Origin of the sequence: Flavobacterium cutihirudinis, from assembly GCF_003385895.1 — a bacterium.
GTDB classification, from domain to species: Bacteria; Bacteroidota; Bacteroidia; order Flavobacteriales; family Flavobacteriaceae; genus Flavobacterium; species Flavobacterium cutihirudinis.
This window is the reverse complement of sequence record NZ_QRDQ01000008.1, coordinates 451,440-470,341: the sequence shown is the minus strand read 5'-3', so window position 1 is coordinate 470,341 and position 18,902 is coordinate 451,440. Positions and strand designations below refer to the sequence as shown.

The following is an 18,902-nucleotide window of genomic DNA, read 5'->3' as shown; positions in this document are numbered from 1 at the left end:
AAAAAAAACATCTAAATTTGGGTTTTATTTCATAAATTAAAAAAATGAATAAAACCCATTTTTTATTTATAATACTGCCCTTTTTGCTTGTTTCGTGTTTAAAAACCGACAAGCAGCCGAAGCCCGTATCTGGAAAAACCAATACAATTTCGATAATTATCGATGACCAATTATGGTATGGCGAAGTAGGTGACAGTATTCGAAATAAATTTGCTTCTCCGGTTTGGGGACTTACCCAGGAAGAACCGCTTTTTACAATTAATCAATATCCGGCGCGACTTTTAGAAGGTTTTGTAACAGACAGCCGCAGTATTATTGTGGTAAAAAAAGCGCCTACAGATAAATTTGAAATCATTCGAAGCAAGAATCTCCCGCACAATACTTTTAGGATTTACGGAAAATCAGTCGATGATATCATTTGTAGTCTTGAATTGAATTCGGCCCAAATTATCAAAATGATTCGTGATGCTGAAATCCAGAAAATTCAAGAGGACAACAGTAAATCTTTGTTGAATCCTGCCATTATCAAGAATAAATTTCATGTCGAGATTCAAATTCCGATAGGATATGAATATATGTTACATAAAAAGAATTTTATCTGGCTCAAAAAAAATATCATAAGCGGAAATACAAGTTTGTTGATTTATCAAATTCCGTTGCGCACTTTCAAAAAAACAAATGTAGTTGGCGATATTATCAAAATGCGTGATTCTATTGGTAATTACATTAAAGGAACAGAACCGAATACCCGCATGATTACCGGTGAAGCTTACGCACCGTATTTCTCCAATACTTTTTTAGACGGAAAACAAGCTTATGAAACTAAAGGAACTTGGGAACTTAAGAATGATTTCATGGCCGGACCTTTTATTAATTATGCGATTCTAGACAAGCCCAATAACCGAATTTTGGTAATCGAAGGCTTTTGTTATTCACCTTCAAATCAGGAACGCGATCTTATGCTGGATTTGGAAGCGATTATAAAATCGGTTAAAATTGATAAACGGTAATTTTTTGTTTCAAGTTTCAGGTTTCAAGTTTTATGCACTAACCTGAAACCCGAAACTTTAAACCCGAAACTTCAAACCCGAAACAAAAAAACCTAAGAACATTTTTCTTACATTTGTTTATAACAAACATAAAAACAAATACTTATGAAAAATGTGACCACAATTTTAGTAATGATAGTATTGTGTTTTATTTCCTGTAAAAAAGAAGTAAAAACCGAAACCGTAACGACAAAAGATTCAGATAGTATTAAGACCGAAGAACCAATTGCCGAAGAACCTGTAGATTCTGCTACACAAATGAAAGCCTGGCAAGCCTACGCAACTCCCAGCGATGCACACAAATGGCTAACGGAAGAAGTTGGAACATGGAGTTGTGATATGACTTTTTGGTACGAACCAAATAGTAAACCTGAAAAAGCAACTGCAACTGCAACTGTAAAAATGATTCTTGGTGGACGTTATCAGGAAACCGATTATAAAGGAACGATAATGGGAGCGCCTTTTGAAGGAAAAGGAACTGTAGCATACAATAACGCTAGTAAAGAATATACCAATACTTTTATCGATAATATGGGTACCGGAATGATGGTTTCCTATGGAACATATGATGAAGCTACCAAAAGCATGCAAATGAAAGGCGAAGTGGTAAATCCTGTATCGGGAAAAAAAGCGCCATATCGCGAAGTGTATACCATTGTCGATGCAACTACGCGTAAAATGGAAATGTACGATACGAAAAATGGTACCGAATATAAAAGCATGGAAATTATTATGAAGAAAAAATAGTTTTTAAAATAGTTACAGAGATACAGAGTAACAAAGTGACAAAGTTTTTCAATATTGGAAAATTTTATAAAGTAAATCGCCCGATTCCAGTTTGGAATCGGGCTTTTTATTGAAATCAGTATTATTAGCCAAAAAATAAAAAGTTAACTTTGCGACTTTGTGCCTTTGTGGCAAAACTTTAGCAGAATGGAACTAAAATGGAAAATAAAGCCTTTTGAGGCATTAACAGTAAACGAGCTATATGATTTGCTCAAACTGAGAAGTGAGATCTTTGTAGTAGAGCAAAATTGCGTTTATTTGGATCTTGACGGAAAAGACAAGAAAGCATTGCATCTTTTAGGTGAATTTGAAGGTAAAATTGTTGCCTATTCGCGTTTATTCGATGCCGGAATCAGTTTTGATAATGCATCAATTGGGCGAGTGGTTGTTGATGCAAATTATCGCGATAAAAAATGGGGACATGAATTGATGATAAATGCTATTGCCGGAATAAAATCTAATTTCGATAAGGATAAAATTACAATTGGTGCTCAGCTTTATTTGCAGAAATTCTACGAAAGCCACGGATTTGTACAAACCAGCGAAATGTATCTTGAAGATGATATTCCGCATATTGAAATGATTCGCGGTTAAGAACAACCAATAATTCAAAAACAAAATAATTTTTAAAACCCTTAGGCGTTATCTCGCATCTGAGGGTTTTTTATTTAAGATTCTTTTGTGAAAGGGCTAACATTTTTTAAAGATCCTTTTAGGGTATTTTAGATTCACCAATATTTTAACTAAATCTTTGTAAATGAGTAAAACTACTTTTTCTGTTGTGTTTTTTATTTTTAGCTTTTTAACTTTTGGTCAAAATGAATCCAATTCAAAAATAGAAACCAAAAAAGTCGAAAACTTGACCAGTCTGGCAAAAGTCTGGGGATTTCTGAAATATTATCATCCAAATGTAGCAAAAGGCAATTTTAACTGGGATGAACAATTAATTCAGATGATTCCAAAAGTAGAGCAAGCGCAAAACAAGGAAGAATTATCTAAAATTTACATCAATTGGATTGCTGGTTTGGGTGAAGTAAAAGAATGTAAATCGTGTAAAAACACTTCAAAAAGAGAATCTTTTGATGAGAATTTTGATCTTTCCTGGACACAAAATCCTGATGCGTTCACAACCGAACTTTCTCAAAAACTCAAATTTATTGAAGAAAATAGGTTTCAAGGAAAAAACAAATACATCACAACAAGTTCTGATGAAAATGTTTTAGTGACCAATGAACCGTCATACACAGACTTCAAATATCCGGATCGCGCACATCGTATCGCAAGTTTTTTTAGATATTGGAATATCGTCGAATACTTTTTTCCCTATAAATATGTAACCGATCAGAAATGGGATTCGGTATTGACAGAAATGATTCCGAAGTTTGAGAATGCAGGAAATGAAGTAGAATATCATTTAGCAATGCTTGAAACAGTCGTAAAACTAGGCGATTCTCATGCTAATTTTTTTACTGAGGAACTCTATGATTATTTTGGCAGAAAGTACATTCCGGGATTTATTAATGTAATTGAAAACAAAGCGGTTATAACAGGATTTTATAATGATTCTTTAGCGAAACTAAATGATCTTAGAATTGGCGATGTGATAGAAGAAGTAAACGATAGACCAATGCAGCAGATTTTAGAAGAAAAGGCCAAGTTTTCGCACGGATCAAATAAGAGAACGAAAAATATAAATTACGATTTTACGATTTTTAACGGAAGCACTGATTCTGTAAAACTTAAAATTACCAGAAATGGTATTGCTTTTACTAAGATGATGGGGCGTTATAAAGAAATAGTTTATCATAGAGCAAAAGCGAAATCGGAAAAATATAGTATCGATGAAAACAACATCGGCTATATCAATATGGATGCATTAAACAGATTGGACGTTGATGAAATGATGGAAAAAATGAAATCGACAAACGGAATTATTATTGATGTTCGAAATTATCCTAACTTTTTTGGTTTTGATATTGTAAGAAGAATAATTAGTTCAGAACGACCTTTCGCAAGGCTTATATATCCTGATTTGACATATCCCGGAAAGTTTTTTTGGGAAAAACCAGTAGTGTTTACTCCAAATAAAAGTAAATATTATTCAGGTAAAGTAGTGGTATTGGTTAACGAAGAAACCCAAAGCAGAGCAGAATTTTTTGCGATGGCATTGCAAAGTGGAGATAATGTTACTACTATTGGAAGCCAAACTGCGGCTGCAGACGGAGATATTACAAAAGCAGAGTTTTTTGGCTTTAAGGCTTTTATGAGCGGACTTGGTGTTTTTTATCCTGACGGAAGAGAAACACAAAGAGTTGGCGTAAAAGTTGATGTTGAGGTTTTTCCAACAATAAAAGGAATTCAGGAAGGAAAAGATGAGGTTTTAGAGGCAGCAAAAGAATATCTAAAGAATATCTAATTTAAAAAAACTTTGCGCCTTAGTGGTCTTCGTGGCAAATCAATTAAATCTTCGTAATCAAAAATTCAACCCGCCGATCGAAATCATCGCCTTTGCCCAATGGATATTTATTCCCGCAGCCTTGATAACTCATTCTGTTTTTGGACACTTTTTGAGAACTCAGATAATTAAATACCGTTTTTGCACGATTCCAGGATAGTCTTCTTTCGTTGGTGTCTTTGTCGATTCCGTCGCTGTATATTTCGGGTGTACAACAAACATGACCTCTAATTTCAAATTGTATGTTTTTTTGATTTTGAAGTTTTGCGGCAATTTTATCAAGTTCTTTTTTTGAAGCCGCAGTCAGTTTTGAACTTCCAATATCAAATAATATATTATTCATATAAATTTTATCACCGACTTTCAAATTGTCTTTGAAAGAAGTATAAACCCCTTTTCCAAAACTGTTTCGTTTTACCACAATCAAATCGACGCGACGGTTTTTGGTTCGGGTTTCATGAAGGTTTTCAATTGTATCGGGTTTTACGACAATGCGTCCTTTTCCTTCAAGAATTACAATTTTGCTTTGGTTAAAGCCAGTAGATACAAGCAGTTTCTGAATAGTATTAGCGCGATTGTTAGACAAAGTATAGTTATAGCCGTCGTTACCACGATCATCGCAGTAGCCATAAATTTGTATCGACTCCACTTTCGCAGTATCAATACTTTTAATGAAATTAGTTACAACTTCGGTTTGTTTGGGAGTCAGATCATATTTATCAAACTCAAAATAAATGGTTTCAATGGGTTTTTGCTGTGCCGATAAATTGTAAATAGAAAACAGAAATAGGGCTAAACAAAGTTTCATTTTTTCTACATTTTTAAAATCGTTTTATATTCCGCTTGATTATTTAAAACACTAACTGCTTTTTTAATTTCTGAATTGTTTTTAATGTAAAATTGATATAAACCTTCCTGATATTGATATCTTTTAATCAGTTCTTCTTGAATCAGGTTTCGAATTTCTTTTTGGTTTTTGTCGAGTAAAGTATTTTCGCTTTTTTCTAATGCAGCTAATAATTGCTGGTATTCCGGGGCAATTGTTTCGTCTATTTTTTCATTTTTAGCTGCCGCTAATGTGTTTTTTAATGCGATTTCGGTTTCGGTATCAAAAGTGATTTTGTTGGTTTTCAGATATTGTTTAAAAGCAGTATAATCAGCATCTGTTACAACCGGAATTTTGTCTCCCAGATTTGGATTTTTGTAATAATACGTTGTCGCATAGTCAAAAATACCATCGTTTTTTAATAAAGCGCTGGTAATTGGACTCATTTTGGTTTCGTCCAATTCGATATCCGGCAAAACGCCTCCGCCATCATAAACGGTTCTTCCTTTTCGGGTTTTAAAGGCATTGAAATTTTTGGCATCTGTTTTTTGAGCAACACCATTTTTGTCTTTATGTGCATAATCAAGCGCCTGAATACAACGTCCTGATGGTGTGTAATAGCGCGAAATTGTAACTTTCAATTGTGTTCCGTAAGTTAAATCAACAGAACGCTGTACCAATCCTTTTCCGAAACTTCTACTTCCTAAAATAACCGCTCGGTCTAAATCCTGCAACGCTCCGGATACAATTTCAGATGCCGAAGCACTTCTTCCGTTTACTAGAATAGCCAGCGGAATTTCTGTATCAACAGGTTCTTTCGTAGTTTTATACGTATTGTTGTGTTTTTCTATTCTTGATTTTGTAGTTACAATAACTTCATTTTTCGGAACAAATAAATTACAGATATCAATAGCCTCGTTCAGTAAACCTCCCGGATTTCCTCTTAAATCAAGAACAATCTGAGTTGCACCGTCTGCTTTTAGTTTTTCCAGCGCGTCTTTTACTTCTGCGGAAGCTTTTCTGCTAAAATGTGCCAGAACAATATATCCGGTTTTGGCATCTATTTTTCCGTAAAATGGAACCGATTTGATATCAACTTCATCCAAAATCAATTCAGTTGTATTCATTTTTCCCTGACGAAGGTATTTTATGGCAATTTTGGTATTTTTAGTTCCTTTCAGCAATTGCGAAGCGTCATCTTTGAAATCGGCAATTAAAACATCTCCAATTTGTATGATTTCATCGCCCGCTTTTAATCCGGCTTTGTCTGCAGGATAATTTTTATAAGGTTCGCGAACAATCAGACGGTCTTTTTTTCTGGCAATCATCGCACCAATTCCGGTATATTCTCCGGTATTGTTGATTTTGAAATTGACAACATCCTGTTCGTTAAAGTAAACCGTATACGGATCCAAGCTTCCTAACATGCTCTTAATGGCTTTGTCCATCAAATCGCCCGGATTTGTTTCGTCTACATAATTGGTATTAACGGCTTTAAATAAAGTCGTGAAGATTTCAATTTGCTTGGCAATCTCAAAAAAATCTTCTTTGAAACTGGTTCCAACAAACAACATTCCCGCCGCAGCGACAGGTATTATAAATTTCTTTTTGAAATACGGATACATGATTATTCTTTTTTTCTTCTTTTTAATCTTTTTCTAATAAAATATACAATGGCGCCAAAAAGTATAAGAAATGGCCAAACACTCACAATAGAAATTAAAAAATCGGATAAACTAAAAAATCCGGTTTTAATTGCTGTTAGAATTTTTGATCCGTATGATACTTTAACATTCTCTTTTTGGGCTATTGTTTTATAAAATTCAATACTAATAGTGCTTTCCGAAACGTGGCTTTCTAAATATTTTAGCTGATTTTCTTTGGCCTCAATTTCTTCTCGAATGGTTGAAATCTGTTTTTCGATTTCTAAAATCTCACTTATTTTAGTGGCTTTTTGTAATATTTCTAAGTAACGTTTTTCTAGTTTACGTTTTGTACTCAGTCTTGAATTTAAGTCAATATATTGTTCAGTAACATTATCTGAAGTGATGTTTTTTTCATCAAAATAAGATACTCCTTTACTTATCGCTTCCAAGAAAGAATCAAATTTTTCACTCGGAACACGAATATTTAGAGTCCTGCTTATTTGGTTATTGCTCTTTTCTTGATAATCATTTTGAACATTTCCTTTATTTGCAGTAATCGTTTCGTTTATTTGATCAAAAGTAGCCTCTAAATCATTAGTTTCAAATTTAAGACGAGCTTGTTTGATGATCTTTTCGGGAATAACAATTTCGCTGGGAGCAGATTGGCTGGGAGTTGATACTTTTGCAAGCGTTATTGCAGAATCATAAACAACATCAGCTTTTGTGGCTTTTTTTTCACAGCTGGAAAAGGTCAAAATAGCAAAGAGAAAAAAGAAAATATATCGCATAAAATTTCAATTTAGAGCTAAAACTACGATTTTTTTGTCTAAGTTGAATAATAATCTTACGTTTTGGAATTTACGATTCGGATTTATTTTCAGAATCCGGAGTTTTGTTGACTTGCTGTAGAAATTTCTCGAACAATTGTATCGTTTTGGTGTTGATTTCTTCGAAGGTTAAACGGTCTTTGCTTTGGTAGAAAAACATTAAAGAATAGTTGCCTTCTGCATTGTCCCAAAGTAAATGTTTGTTTAATCTGTAGGTTTCTCTAAGCACTCTTTTGAAGTAATTTCGATCAACGGCTTTTTTGAAATATTTCTTTGAAACTGAAACACCAATCTTGATTTTTTCTTCTGAATTTTCTTCCGCTTGACGAAAAACCAAACGAAGCGGATATTTTGACACTGATTTCCCTTCAGAAAACAGTAATCCGATCGTCGTTTTGCTCTTTAAGCGTTCTTTTTTTGGGTAAGTGAAGTTCATTTAATTCAGAAAAAATTTGCAAATTTTGTGACAAAGGTACAATTAAACCATAAAAACACTTATTGTTTTCAAATTTTATACGGCTAAAAATATATTTATTACTTTTGGCAATTAATTTTTGAAGCATGCAAAAGATAATTTCGTATCCCATCTCCGTTATTTACTATTTATGTTTTGGATTGTGTTTGGTTGTTTTTCATCCAATTCAATGGATTTGCCTAAATGTTTTTGGTTATCAGGCGCACAAAAAAAGTGTAGATTATCTTAATTTTTGTTTGCTAAGATGTACCAATCTGGTTGGAACGACTTATAAAGTTAGCGGTGTTGAAGATATTCCGAAAGGAGTTCCGATTATTTTTGTTGCCAATCATCAAAGTATGTACGATATCGTGACAATGATTTGGTACTTTAGACGTTTTCATTGTAAATTTGTAAGTAAGAAAGAGTTAGGTAGCGGAATTCCAAGTGTTTCTTTCAATTTGAAATACGGCGGATCAGTGCTAATTGACCGTAAAGACCCTAAACAAGCGATTCCTGTAATCAAAGGCTTGTCTGAATATATCGAAAAAAATACCAGATCTGCAGTGATTTTCCCGGAAGGGACACGTAGCAAAACTGGAAAACCTAAAGAATTTGCGCAAAGCGGTTTAAAAATCTTGTGTAAATATGCACCGTCAGCATACGTTGTGCCTGTGAGTATTAATAATTCATGGAAAATGGTACGCTTCGGAATGTTTCCTGTTGGTTTAGGAAACCATTTAACTTTTACTGCACACAAAGCAATGGCAGTAAAAGATTATGATTTTACAGATTTAATGGCTTTGACAGAAAAAGCCGTGGTTGAAGGAGTAAACGAGTATAAATAGATTTTTGTTTTTAGTCCGAGCTAAAACAAAAATCCCAAATCAAAAATAAGTAATGTCTATAAAAAACATTAGATTAGAAGTAATGCAGTTTTTGGAAAAAAACGTGGATAGCTTCGTTGAACAGTATTTAATTCCAGTGGAAAAAATTTGGCAGCCGTCAGATTTCTTGCCTAATTCTGAAGGAGAAAATTTCTTTGAAGAGGTTAAAGAATTGCGCGAAATTGCTAAAGAATTACCATATGATTTCTGGGTTACGCTTGTTGGTGATACCATCACTGAAGAAGCTTTGCCTACTTATGAATCATGGTTAATGGATGTAGAAGGTGTAGATCAGGTGGAGAACGGTGGAAATGGCTGGTCAAAATGGATCAGACAATGGACTGGTGAAGAAAACCGCCACGGAGATCTTTTAAATAAATACTTGTATTTGTCTGGTCGTGTAAATATGCGTGAAATCGAAATGACAACGCAACATTTGATCAACGACGGTTTTGATATCGGAACTGGAACTGACCCGTACAAAAACTTTGTATACACAAGTTTTCAGGAATTAGCAACTTATGTTTCGCACAATAGAGTGGCGCAAATCGCAAAGAAATTTGGTGATAACAAGTTGTCTAAAATGTGTAAAATGATTGCTGGTGACGAAATGCGTCATCACCATGCATACAGCGAATTTGTAACTCGAATTTTCCAGGTTGATCCAAGCGAAATGATGTTGGCGTTTCAATACATGATGAAACAGAAAATCGTTATGCCGGCTCACTTTTTAAGAGAATCAGGACAGAAGATAAGTACTGCATTTGAACAGTTTTCAGATTCGGCACAACGTATCGGAGTTTATACAGCAAACGATTATGTTGATATCATGCAGAAATTAATGAATAAATGGGAAATTGATAAAATTTCTAATTTGACAGACGAAGCTGAAAAAGCTCGTGATTATTTGATGAAATTACCAGCGCGTATGGCTAGAATTTCAGAGAGATTGGTTATCCCTGCAGAAGGTCACATCTTTAAATGGGTGGAGCCAGCTAAATTGTAATTTCTATTTGAAATATAAATACTTTTCTACTTGCAACTTTGTTGCGATTTTAAGAAAAGTTTAAAATATATGTTGATTGTTAAGGTTTTAAAAGCTTTGACAATCAACATTTTTTATAAAGCAGAGATACATTATCTTTGCAATCCGTTTAATTTGCCAAATTTGTCTGTATTGAAATAGAGACAGAAAAACTAAATGCCATGAATAATCCTCAATTAATAATTAAGACGATTGCTTTTGTAAAAGAAAAACTAAATGATGCCGAAGGCGGACATGATTGGTTTCATATTGAACGTGTTTATAAAAATGCTATTTTGATTGCAAAAGAAACCGAATGTGATCTTACAATTGTACAATTGGGAGCTTTATTGCACGACATTGCAGATAGTAAATTTCATAATGGAGATGAAACTATAGGACCAAAAACAGCAAGAGCGTTTCTAGAGTCCGAAAATGTTTCTGAGGACACAATTGTTCATGTTGTGAATATCATTGAAAATATCTCCTATAAAGGCGGAAATTTCGAAAAGAAGTTTTCTTCTGTCGAATTAGATATTGTTCAGGATGCGGATCGTTTGGATGCTATTGGTGCCATTGGCGTTGCTAGAGCATTTAATTACGGAGGATTTAAAAACAGAGCGTTGTATAATCCGGAAATTGAGCCGGTAACGAATATGACAAAAGAGGAGTATAAAAAAAATAACGCTCCAACAATAAATCATTTCTACGAAAAGCTGTTGCTCTTAAAAGACAAAATGAATACAGAAAAAGGAAAGGAAATTGCTGCTGAAAGACATCGTTTTATGGAATCGTTCCTAGCGCAGTTTTACGCAGAATGGGAGGGAGTGAAATAGTATCCAGTTGCAGTTCAGTCTCGGTTTTCAATATTGGACTGGGAATGCTCCGGCGGAGTAATATATTTATAGAATATAGTATTACGAAAGACTATAAGTAAAAAGGCTGTTCAAAATTGAACAGCCTTTTTACTTTGTCCCTACTTTAAGAACACCCACAATCAGTTCCGTTGCCACAATCTTTTTTCTTTTTCGATTTAAAGAAGAACTTCTTAATCAAAAAAGCAACGGCTAATCCTAATATTGTAAAGGCTATAATTTCTTGAAACATAACTTTTTATTTTAAAAGTTGATACGCAATTAATGCAGCAAAATAAGCTAGACCGCTCATGAAAACTAACTGCATTGCAGGCCATTTCCATGAATTGGTTTCTTTTTTGGTAATCGCCAGTGTACTGGCGCACTGCATAGCAAAAGCATAAAAAAGTAATAACGAAATTCCTGTTGCAAAGTCAAATACTTTTTTTCCTGTGTCAGGACGAACTTCTGCTTGCATTTTGCTTTTTATGGTCGATTCGTTATCGGTATCACCAACGCTGTAAATGGTGGCTAATGTTCCAACAAAAACTTCACGCGCTGCAAACGAACTGATTAATGCAATTCCGATTTTCCAATCGTAACCTAAAGGCTGAATTGCGGGTTCGATCGCTCTTCCCATTAAACCAATATATGAATTTTCTAGTTTTTGAGAAGCTACTTCATTTTCATATCGGGTTTCGTCTAAAGCAGTAGTTGCAAATCTTTCTTTTACGATGTTCTCGGCATCATTAAATTCTTTTCCAGGTCCGTAAGATGCTAAAAACCATAAGATAATTGAAATCGCTAAGATGATTTTTCCAGCTCCAACTATAAAGGCTTTTGTTTTTTCTACCACATTAATTCCAACATTTTTCAAAAGTGGCATTTTATAACTTGGCATTTCGACTACAAAATACGTTTTAGAGTTTATCTTTAAAACTTTGTTCAAAATGTAAGCGGATAGGATTGCAGCAACAAAACCTAAGACATAAAGTGCCATTAAGGTTAATCCCTGAAGGTTTAAAACTCCAAAAACTCGTTTGCTCGGAATTACAAGTGAAATAATAATGGCGTAAACCGGTAACCTTGCAGAACAAGTTGTAAACGGTGTTACTAAAATGGTAATTAAACGTTCTTTCCAGTTTTCAATGTTTCTTGTTGCCATAATTGCCGGAATCGCGCAGGCAGTTCCTGAAATCAAAGGCACAACACTTTTCCCCGAAAGACCAAATCGGCGCATGATTTTATCCATCAAAAATACGACACGACTCATATAACCGCTTTCTTCCAAAATGGAAATAAACAGGAATAAAAAGGCAATTTGTGGAATGAATATAATAACTCCGCCAATTCCCGGAATAATTCCCTGCGAAAGTAAATCGGTTAAAATACCGCTTGGTAGTTCTTCGGCAACCCAGCTGCTTAAAGAAGCAAATGTGCTGTCAATGAAATCCATTGGAATCGTTGACCAACTGAAAATCGATTGGAATATCAAAAACAAAATCGCAAAGAAAATAACGTAACCAAAAATTTTGTGCGTTAAAACGCGATCTAATTTGGCACGAATGTCTTTTGCAATTGAAGTATCAATTTTTAAACCTTCTTTTAATACATCATTGATGAATTGATATCTTTTGATAGTTTCTTTTTGTTGTAGTCGCTTAAGTTCTGAATGTGATTTGGTAAAACTGCTTCTGACTTCATTTCGATCCAAATTAGAAAAATTGACATCCTGCGTAATTACAAGCCATAATTTATACATCAATTGATTTGGAAAAGCTTTTTGTAAATGCTCAAAATATTCCGGATCAATAACTGATGCATTTAAACAAGGTTCATGCGCAATGTTTTTATACGAAACGATTAACTCTTTTAACTCATCAATTCCCAAACCTTTACGAGAACTTACCAACGCGATTTTGGTTTTCAGTTTGTCTTCTAAATACGGAATGTCAAGGGTAATTCCTTTTCTTTCCATACGATCAGACATGTTAATCACTAAAATCGTCGGAATTTCAAGGTCTTTTATCTGAGTGTAAATCAGTAAATTTCGCTTTAGATTTTCAACGTCGGTAACGACAACCGCCACATCTGGATATAATTTGTCGTTTTTGTTCAGCAAAAGTTCGATTACAACGCTTTCGTCCATCGAACTGGCATTCAGACTGTAGGTTCCCGGTAAATCGAGAATGTTGGCTTTTACATTATTTGGTAATTTGCAAAATCCTATTTTTTTCTCAACCGTAATTCCCGGATAATTTCCAACTTGCTGATTTAAGCCTGTTAACTGATTAAAAACTGAGGTTTTTCCTGTATTTGGATTTCCAATAAGAGAAACATTAATATTTTGAACACTCATTATAAATTGTTTTTGATAAGTTCAACTTCAATTTCACGAGCAGTTTCAATACGAATCGCAACGTGCGAACCGTTGATGTCCAGATATAATGGATCTCCAAAAGGAGCAATTTGAAGTAATTCAACTATGCTGCCCGGCAAACAACCCATTTCTAATAATTTTAGAGGAATAAGATCGATATCAAAATCTTTGATAATGGCTTTCTCGCCTTTTTTCAGAGTGTGGATAGTATTTTGCAAGCTTATTTAGATTGAATTTAGATTGCAAAAATAGGTAATTATTCTTTATTTAAAGGCATTTAACACTTTTGAATATGCTAAATCTTTCTAAAAATGCCTTATTTTACTCATTACTTAAGAAATCAATGTCTTCTAGTAGACGTTTAATTTCTTCTTTGTTTGTTCCGTCGTAAAATCCACGAACGCGTCTTTTTTGGTCAACCAATACAAAATTCTCCGTATGTACCATATCGTACAGTTGATCCGGTCTTCCCAATTTTACTGCCAAATAAGATTTTCTGGCCATAGTGTAGATTTCTTTTTTGTCTCCTGTCACTAAATTCCATTTGCTGTCAACCACATGATGTTTGATGGCATACGCTTTTAGAACCGGAATACTGTCAACTTCGGGAAAAACCGTATGAGAAAGCAGCATTACTTTTGGATTATTTAAAACTGCTTTTTGGACATCTTCAAGATTGGTTGTCATTTTAGGACATATTGAACCACAGGTCGTAAAGAAGAAATCGGCAACATAAATTTTTCCTTCGTAGTTTTTTTGTGTAATCGTATCGCCATTTTGATTTACAAAAGAAAAATCAGCAATAGTGTGGTATTTGCTTTTGTATTGAATCGTGCTATCCACTAATTCCGGATTTACATCGGCTGGATTGTAAATAGGAAGTGTTTTTTGTGGTTTTAATGCCGAATAAAATAAGGATATAGTAACTACCGAAAACACTATTAAAACAATAAAGAATTTGCGGTATTTGTAAAGCAACGATTTCATAAAAAGAATTTGGCGCAAAAATACGAAAAGCGCTTTTTAAATGTCACAATTATAACTCTTTTTAACAAGCTTGAGATGAAATAGAATCGAATTCTTGAAGTAATTTTAACACTTTTTTCCAATTATTAGCAATATGTTTGTGTAAGAACGAAAAACTTAAATATAAATGAGAAAACAACTTGGTAAACCTCTTTTTTGTGCTTTTTCTGTAATGTTTTCATTTACAGCTGTTGAGGCTCAGAATGTTGCTTCAAAAGAACCTGGGATTAATCTTTCGTATATGAATCGAAATATCAGTCCGAGTGAAGACTTTTTTAAATTTGTAAACGGGACCTGGCTGGATCAAACCGAGATTCCAAGTGACCGAACTTCATGGGGAAGTTTTAATGAATTGCGCCAGAAAACGGATGATAATTCGATGGCGATTTTAAAAGAAGCTTCAAAAAATCCAAAATACAAATCAAATACAGATCAGGGAAAAGCAGTTGCTTTATTCAATACCGTTCTGGATACCATAGGAAGAAACAAGAAAGGTATTTCACCTTTAAAACCCTATCTTAAAAAAATTGATGCACTAAGAAATGTTGCTGATTTGCAAAAACTGCTAATTGAGATGGAACCTGAAGGCGGAATTGGTTTTTTCTCCATTTCTATTGGATCTGATGCCAAGAACAGTAATGCTTATGCTGTAAATATTAGTCCGGGACGTTTGGGTTTGTCTGATAAAGATTATTATAATTCTGACGATAAAGATTCTAAAGAAAAACGTGAAAAATATCAACTTCACGTTGCCAGAATGATGCAGTTTATTGGCGAATCTTCGGCTCAAGCCAAAGAAAGCGCTGCTAAAATTGTTGCATTAGAAATCGAAATGTCTGCACCAAGATTGGATCGTGTTGAACGTAGAGACAGAAGAAAACAATATAATCCAACAGCAATAAAAGATTTGAAAAAGAGTATTCCGTCAATAGAATGGGATAAATACTTTACCGGAATCGGAATGACAAAAATCGATACGGTAAATGTGACGCAACCAAGATACATGATGGCTCTTGAAAAAATCTTTGCAGAGAAAAAAATCGATGATCTAAAGCCGTACTTAAAATGGTGTGTTTTAAATAATTCGACTTCTCAGTTAACTACCGATATTGAAAATGCAAATTTCGATTTTTACGGAAAAACACTTACTGGAGCTTTAAAACAACGCCCAAGAGAAGAAAATGCTTTGCAGGTTGTCAATCAATCTACGGGAGAAGCTTTAGGAAAATTGTATGTCGAAAAGTTGTTTCCGGCTGAAGCAAAGACGAAAGCGGTCGACATGATTCACAATGTTATTGCGGCTTATCAAACCCGTATCAATAATTTGGTTTGGATGTCTAACGAGACAAAAGCAAAAGCAATTCAGAAACTAAATAAAATAAACATTAAAGTTGGTTACCCTGATAAATGGAAAGATTATTCGGCACTCGAAATTAAAAACGTTTCAGAAGGCGGAACTTATTTTGAAAATGCAAAGAACCTTGCAAAATGGAATTATAAAGAAAGTGTAGATAAACTTGGCAAACCAGTTGATAAAACGGTTTGGGGAATGTCTCCGCAAACTGTAAACGCTTATTACAGCCCGTCTTACAACGAAATTGTGTTTCCAGCGGCAATTTTGCAACCGCCTTTTTATAATTATCAGGCTGATGAAGCAGTAAATTATGGTGGAATCGGAGCGGTTATTGGTCATGAAATTTCACATGGTTTTGATGATTCAGGAGCACGCTACAACGCCGAAGGAAATCTTGTAGATTGGTGGACAGCTGATGATTTAAAACAATTTACACATCTTGGTTCTGAATTGGCAGATCAATACAGTGCCTTAGAGCCGTTGCCGGGAATTCATGTAGATGGGAAATTTACTTTGGGAGAAAATATTGGTGATTTGGGTGGAATTAACGCTGCTTATGACGGTTTGCAATTGTATCTGAAAGCACACGGAAACCCAGGATTGATAGACGGATTTACTCCGGAACAGCGTTTCTTTATTTCATGGGCAACAGTTTGGAGAACAAAATCGAGAGATGAAGCGATTAAAAGTCAGGTAAAAACAGATCCGCATTCGCCTGGAATGTACAGAGCTTATGTTCCAATCCAGAATGTAGATGCTTTTTATGAAGCGTTTGGTATTAAAAGCGGAGACAAAATGTTTGTTAGTCCGGATAAACGAGTTAAGATCTGGTAAATTCATAAACAGAAAAGGGCGCTGATTTCAGCGCCCTTTTTTTTGAATATATTTTCTTTTTATTTCAAATGACTGTTGATATAAGCTTCAATGGCTTTTAATTCTGCATCAGACATTTCTTTGGTAATCGCTAAATTGGTCTGCATTACAGCAAACTGACTCGGATCAACAATTGGATCTGCGTTTCCTTTTAAGAAAGTAGAAATGTCACCTTTTTTGTCTTTGTATATTTTTGCTATTTCCTGAATACTTGGCCCAATAACTTTTTGATCTGGCTGATGGCAAGAAGTACAATTTCCTCTTCCTTCAAAAATTTCTTTTCCTAAATCTACTGGAGTTTTGGCTTTCGCCGATTCTCCTTCAGCAGAAGTTTCGGTTGTAGTTTCAGATGAATTTCCAAAAGGTTCCTGACTCTCTTTTTTGCAGGACGCAAATACTAAAACTGCGGCTAAGAAAACTGCTTTTTTCATTTTATTTATTTAAAATTACAGCAGCTTCTTTTGCAAAATAAGTAGAGATAATACTAGCGCCCGCACGCTTAATGCAATAAAGTTGCTCTATCATGATTTTGTCGTGATCTAACCACCCTCTTTCTGCTGCGGCCTTTACCATAGCGTACTCACCAGATACTTGATAAACTGCAACCGGCACATGAACGGCATTTTTTACCTCACGAACGATATCCAAATAAGCCATTCCCGGTTTTACCATTACGATATCTGCACCTTCTTCAACGTCTAATAAAGCCTCACGAATTCCTTCAATTCTGTTAGCATAATCCATTTGATAAGTTTTCTTGTCTTTTGGAATATTTTGAGAATCTACCGGAGCAGAATCCAAAGCATCACGAAACGGTCCGTAAAATGCCGAAGCATATTTTGCACTGTAACTCATAATCCCCACGTTATGGTGACCATTTTCTTCCAGTGCTTTTCTGATCGCCAAAACTCTTCCGTCCATCATATCGCTTGGTGCTACAAAATCGGCTCCGGCTTCAGCGTGGCTTAAACTCATTCTTGTTAAGGCGTCTACAGTTGCGTCGTTGATCAATTGACCGTTTTCGATAATTCCGTCGTGACCATAAATCGAATATGGATCTAAAGCGACATCCGGCATAACAATCATTTCTGGAACTGCATCTTTAATCGCTCGGATAGTTTGTTGCATCAAACCGTCTTTATTCCAGGCTTCAGTACCTTTATTGTCTTTTAAATTATCGCTTACTTTCACATAAATATTTACCGCTTTGATTCCTAAATCCCAAGCTTCTTTTACTTCTTTGATTGTATTGTCTAAAGAATGACGATAAATTCCAGGCATTGAAGGAATGGCAGATTTTATATCTTTTCCTTCAGCAACAAACATTGGAAGCATAAAGTCCTGTGGGCTTAAACTTGTTTCGCGAACTAAAGAACGAATTGATTCATTAGTTCTTAAACGACGGTTTCTTTGTAATGGGAACATTTTTTTGAATTTTAGATTTTAGAGTGCAGATTTTAGATTTTTCTACAATCTTATTTTTAAATTTTTATTTATTGATTTAAAGACTTTTGACTTTACGACTTTAATCTTTTGACTTATTTATGTAATTGATGCTTCGTAGATTTCGTTAATAGTTTGGCCAATTTTAGTATTAAAATCAGCATCCGATTGATTGGCAGAAAGTCCTTCAGAAAGCGCTCTTGAAAAACTGGCAATCAATCCGTGGTTTTCTGCTAATTTTTGATTGGCTTCGTCTTGTCCATATCCACCGGATAATGCGACAACTCGAACAACATGCGGATCTGACATTAATTCTTTGTAAAAATCATTCACCGTCGGAATCGATAATTTCAGCATTACTTTTACATCTTTGTCCAATAAACTAAGCTGTTTTTTGATTTCTTCCTTTAGAATTTCTTCTGATTTTTCTTTGTCGGAACTATAAATATCAACTTCAGGTTCAATAATCGGAATTAATCCTTTTTCGAAAATTTGTAAACCAACTGCAAATTGCTGTTCAACAACTTCGCGAATTCCAACAGGATTGGCTTCTTTGATAACAGAACGCATTTTGGTACCAAAAACATTTCGCGCTACAGCTCTTGTCAGTAAATCATCCAAATTAGAAATTGGCTTCATGATTTGCACTCCGTTATTTAGATCGGCAAGACCTTTGTCTACTTTTAAAAACGGAACTATATTTTTCTTTTCCCATAAATAATCGGCCGTCCATTGTCCGTCGATTTTACGATCCATTGTATTTTCAAACAAAATCGCTCCAAGAATATATTGACTGTCAAACGCAGGACTCTTAATTATTCGCGTTCGCATTTCATGAACAAGTGTGTACATTTCTTCTTCATTTGCATAACTGCTTTCCTGAACTCCGTATTGTGCCAAAGCTTTTGGAGTACTTCCACCACTTTGATCAAGTGCGGCGATAAAGCCTTTTCCGGAATGCATACGATTTAATTGTGCCGTTTTTACATCTTTATTTTCCATAATAATGATTTTTAAT

The 18,902-nt window shown here is 34.6% G+C and carries 18 protein-coding genes; 8 read left to right on the top strand and 10 right to left on the bottom strand.

The annotated features are described in order from the left end of the window. Positions 1 to 44: 44 nt before the first annotated feature. The 4 genes from BD847_RS07845 (at position 45) to BD847_RS07830 (ending at position 4,251) form a co-directional block, all read left to right on the top strand. A complete protein-coding gene (locus tag BD847_RS07845; RefSeq protein WP_115887739.1) occupies positions 45 to 1,010 on the top strand; it encodes a DUF4837 family protein in 966 nt (321 codons plus the stop codon). Between the two features lie 144 nt (positions 1,011 to 1,154). Then, positions 1,155 to 1,796 (top strand): DUF1579 domain-containing protein, encoded by a 642-nt coding sequence (locus tag BD847_RS07840; RefSeq protein ID WP_115887738.1) that lies wholly within the window; start codon positions 1,155 to 1,157, stop codon positions 1,794 to 1,796. A gap of 186 nt (positions 1,797 to 1,982) precedes the next feature. After that, positions 1,983 to 2,429, top strand: a complete 447-nt coding sequence (locus tag BD847_RS07835; protein ID WP_115887737.1) for a GNAT family N-acetyltransferase — start codon at positions 1,983 to 1,985, stop codon at positions 2,427 to 2,429. Between the two features lie 163 nt (positions 2,430 to 2,592). Continuing rightward, entirely contained in the window at positions 2,593 to 4,251 is a 1,659-nt protein-coding gene (locus BD847_RS07830; RefSeq protein ID WP_115887736.1) for a S41 family peptidase, read from the top strand. A 43-nt stretch (positions 4,252 to 4,294) separates the two neighbouring features. On the opposite strand, the gene BD847_RS07825 is transcribed toward BD847_RS07830, so the two are convergent. From BD847_RS07825 to rnpA, 4 genes are all read right to left on the bottom strand, one after another. Continuing rightward, entirely contained in the window at positions 4,295 to 5,098 is an 804-nt protein-coding gene (locus tag BD847_RS07825) for an OmpA family protein (RefSeq protein ID WP_115887735.1), read from the bottom strand. A gap of 5 nt (positions 5,099 to 5,103) precedes the next feature. Further along, complete coding sequence (locus BD847_RS07820) at positions 5,104 to 6,741, bottom strand: S41 family peptidase (RefSeq protein ID WP_115887734.1); 1,638 nt, start codon at positions 6,739 to 6,741, stop codon at positions 5,104 to 5,106. A 2-nt stretch (positions 6,742 to 6,743) separates the two neighbouring features. After that, positions 6,744 to 7,550 (bottom strand): DUF4349 domain-containing protein, encoded by an 807-nt coding sequence (locus BD847_RS07815; protein ID WP_115887733.1) that lies wholly within the window; start codon positions 7,548 to 7,550, stop codon positions 6,744 to 6,746. A gap of 70 nt (positions 7,551 to 7,620) precedes the next feature. Beyond that, positions 7,621 to 8,025, bottom strand: a complete 405-nt coding sequence (rnpA, locus tag BD847_RS07810) for a ribonuclease P protein component (RefSeq protein ID WP_115887732.1) — start codon at positions 8,023 to 8,025, stop codon at positions 7,621 to 7,623. Positions 8,026 to 8,150: 125 nt separating this feature from the next. Here rnpA and BD847_RS07805 point away from each other — a divergent pair, with 125 nt between their 5' ends. The 3 genes from BD847_RS07805 to BD847_RS07795 all read left to right on the top strand — a co-directional run bounded on the left by BD847_RS07805 (position 8,151) and on the right by BD847_RS07795 (position 10,790). Next, entirely contained in the window at positions 8,151 to 8,891 is a 741-nt protein-coding gene (locus BD847_RS07805; protein ID WP_115887731.1) for a lysophospholipid acyltransferase family protein, read from the top strand. A gap of 52 nt (positions 8,892 to 8,943) precedes the next feature. Continuing rightward, positions 8,944 to 9,936 carry an acyl-ACP desaturase gene (locus BD847_RS07800; protein ID WP_115887730.1) on the top strand — a complete coding sequence of 331 codons (993 nt, stop codon included), beginning with the start codon at positions 8,944 to 8,946 and terminating at the stop codon, positions 9,934 to 9,936. Between the two features lie 200 nt (positions 9,937 to 10,136). Further along, positions 10,137 to 10,790, top strand: coding sequence for an HD domain-containing protein (locus tag BD847_RS07795; RefSeq protein WP_115887729.1), 654 nt, complete (start codon positions 10,137 to 10,139; stop codon positions 10,788 to 10,790). A gap of 277 nt (positions 10,791 to 11,067) precedes the next feature. Here the strand turns inward: BD847_RS07795 and feoB are convergent, their stop codons facing one another. From feoB to BD847_RS07775, 3 genes are all read right to left on the bottom strand, one after another. Next, positions 11,068 to 13,167 (bottom strand): ferrous iron transport protein B, encoded by a 2,100-nt coding sequence (gene feoB / locus BD847_RS07785; protein ID WP_115887727.1) that lies wholly within the window; start codon positions 13,165 to 13,167, stop codon positions 11,068 to 11,070. Continuing rightward, on the bottom strand, positions 13,167 to 13,406 hold the full coding sequence (locus tag BD847_RS07780; protein WP_115887726.1) for a FeoA family protein: 240 nt from the start codon (positions 13,404 to 13,406) through the stop codon (positions 13,167 to 13,169). The genes feoB and BD847_RS07780 overlap by 1 nt, the downstream gene beginning before the upstream one ends. A gap of 103 nt (positions 13,407 to 13,509) precedes the next feature. Further along, positions 13,510 to 14,175, bottom strand: coding sequence for an SCO family protein (locus BD847_RS07775; protein WP_115887725.1), 666 nt, complete (start codon positions 14,173 to 14,175; stop codon positions 13,510 to 13,512). Between the two features lie 166 nt (positions 14,176 to 14,341). Between BD847_RS07775 and BD847_RS07770 the strand changes: the two genes are divergently transcribed. Next, a complete protein-coding gene (locus BD847_RS07770; protein WP_115887724.1) occupies positions 14,342 to 16,402 on the top strand; it encodes a M13 family metallopeptidase in 2,061 nt (686 codons plus the stop codon). A gap of 59 nt (positions 16,403 to 16,461) precedes the next feature. Here BD847_RS07770 and BD847_RS07765 read toward each other — a convergent pair whose 3' ends face one another. The 3 genes from BD847_RS07765 to BD847_RS07755 form a co-directional block, all read right to left on the bottom strand. Further along, positions 16,462 to 16,872 (bottom strand): c-type cytochrome, encoded by a 411-nt coding sequence (locus tag BD847_RS07765; protein WP_115887723.1) that lies wholly within the window; start codon positions 16,870 to 16,872, stop codon positions 16,462 to 16,464. Position 16,873: 1 nt separating this feature from the next. Beyond that, positions 16,874 to 17,866 carry a porphobilinogen synthase gene (hemB, locus tag BD847_RS07760; RefSeq protein WP_115887722.1) on the bottom strand — a complete coding sequence of 331 codons (993 nt, stop codon included), beginning with the start codon at positions 17,864 to 17,866 and terminating at the stop codon, positions 16,874 to 16,876. 117 nt (positions 17,867 to 17,983) lie between these two features. After that, positions 17,984 to 18,886, bottom strand: coding sequence for a fructose bisphosphate aldolase (locus BD847_RS07755; protein WP_115887721.1), 903 nt, complete (start codon positions 18,884 to 18,886; stop codon positions 17,984 to 17,986). Between the last annotated feature and the right edge of the window lie 16 nt (positions 18,887 to 18,902).

What these genes read in the sequence shown, in the direction of transcription:
- feoB (WP_115887727.1), bottom strand. Translation starts at nt 13,167, where the DNA reads ATGAGTGTTCAAAATATTAATGTTTCTCTTATTGGAAATCCAAATACA.
- BD847_RS07770 (WP_115887724.1), top strand. Translation starts at nt 14,342, where the DNA reads ATGAGAAAACAACTTGGTAAACCTCTTTTTTGTGCTTTTTCTGTAATG.
- BD847_RS07820 (WP_115887734.1), bottom strand. Translation starts at nt 6,741, where the DNA reads ATGTATCCGTATTTCAAAAAGAAATTTATAATACCTGTCGCTGCGGCG.
- BD847_RS07755 (WP_115887721.1), bottom strand. Translation starts at nt 18,886, where the DNA reads ATGGAAAATAAAGATGTAAAAACGGCACAATTAAATCGTATGCATTCC.
- BD847_RS07825 (WP_115887735.1), bottom strand. Translation starts at nt 5,098, where the DNA reads ATGAAACTTTGTTTAGCCCTATTTCTGTTTTCTATTTACAATTTATCG.
- BD847_RS07845 (WP_115887739.1), top strand. Translation starts at nt 45, where the DNA reads ATGAATAAAACCCATTTTTTATTTATAATACTGCCCTTTTTGCTTGTT.
- BD847_RS07800 (WP_115887730.1), top strand. Translation starts at nt 8,944, where the DNA reads ATGTCTATAAAAAACATTAGATTAGAAGTAATGCAGTTTTTGGAAAAA.
- BD847_RS07830 (WP_115887736.1), top strand. Translation starts at nt 2,593, where the DNA reads ATGAGTAAAACTACTTTTTCTGTTGTGTTTTTTATTTTTAGCTTTTTA.
- BD847_RS07815 (WP_115887733.1), bottom strand. Translation starts at nt 7,550, where the DNA reads ATGCGATATATTTTCTTTTTTCTCTTTGCTATTTTGACCTTTTCCAGC.
- BD847_RS07805 (WP_115887731.1), top strand. Translation starts at nt 8,151, where the DNA reads ATGCAAAAGATAATTTCGTATCCCATCTCCGTTATTTACTATTTATGT.
- rnpA (WP_115887732.1), bottom strand. Translation starts at nt 8,025, where the DNA reads ATGAACTTCACTTACCCAAAAAAAGAACGCTTAAAGAGCAAAACGACG.
- BD847_RS07840 (WP_115887738.1), top strand. Translation starts at nt 1,155, where the DNA reads ATGAAAAATGTGACCACAATTTTAGTAATGATAGTATTGTGTTTTATT.
- BD847_RS07775 (WP_115887725.1), bottom strand. Translation starts at nt 14,175, where the DNA reads ATGAAATCGTTGCTTTACAAATACCGCAAATTCTTTATTGTTTTAATA.
- BD847_RS07835 (WP_115887737.1), top strand. Translation starts at nt 1,983, where the DNA reads ATGGAACTAAAATGGAAAATAAAGCCTTTTGAGGCATTAACAGTAAAC.
- BD847_RS07765 (WP_115887723.1), bottom strand. Translation starts at nt 16,872, where the DNA reads ATGAAAAAAGCAGTTTTCTTAGCCGCAGTTTTAGTATTTGCGTCCTGC.
- BD847_RS07795 (WP_115887729.1), top strand. Translation starts at nt 10,137, where the DNA reads ATGAATAATCCTCAATTAATAATTAAGACGATTGCTTTTGTAAAAGAA.
- hemB (WP_115887722.1), bottom strand. Translation starts at nt 17,866, where the DNA reads ATGTTCCCATTACAAAGAAACCGTCGTTTAAGAACTAATGAATCAATT.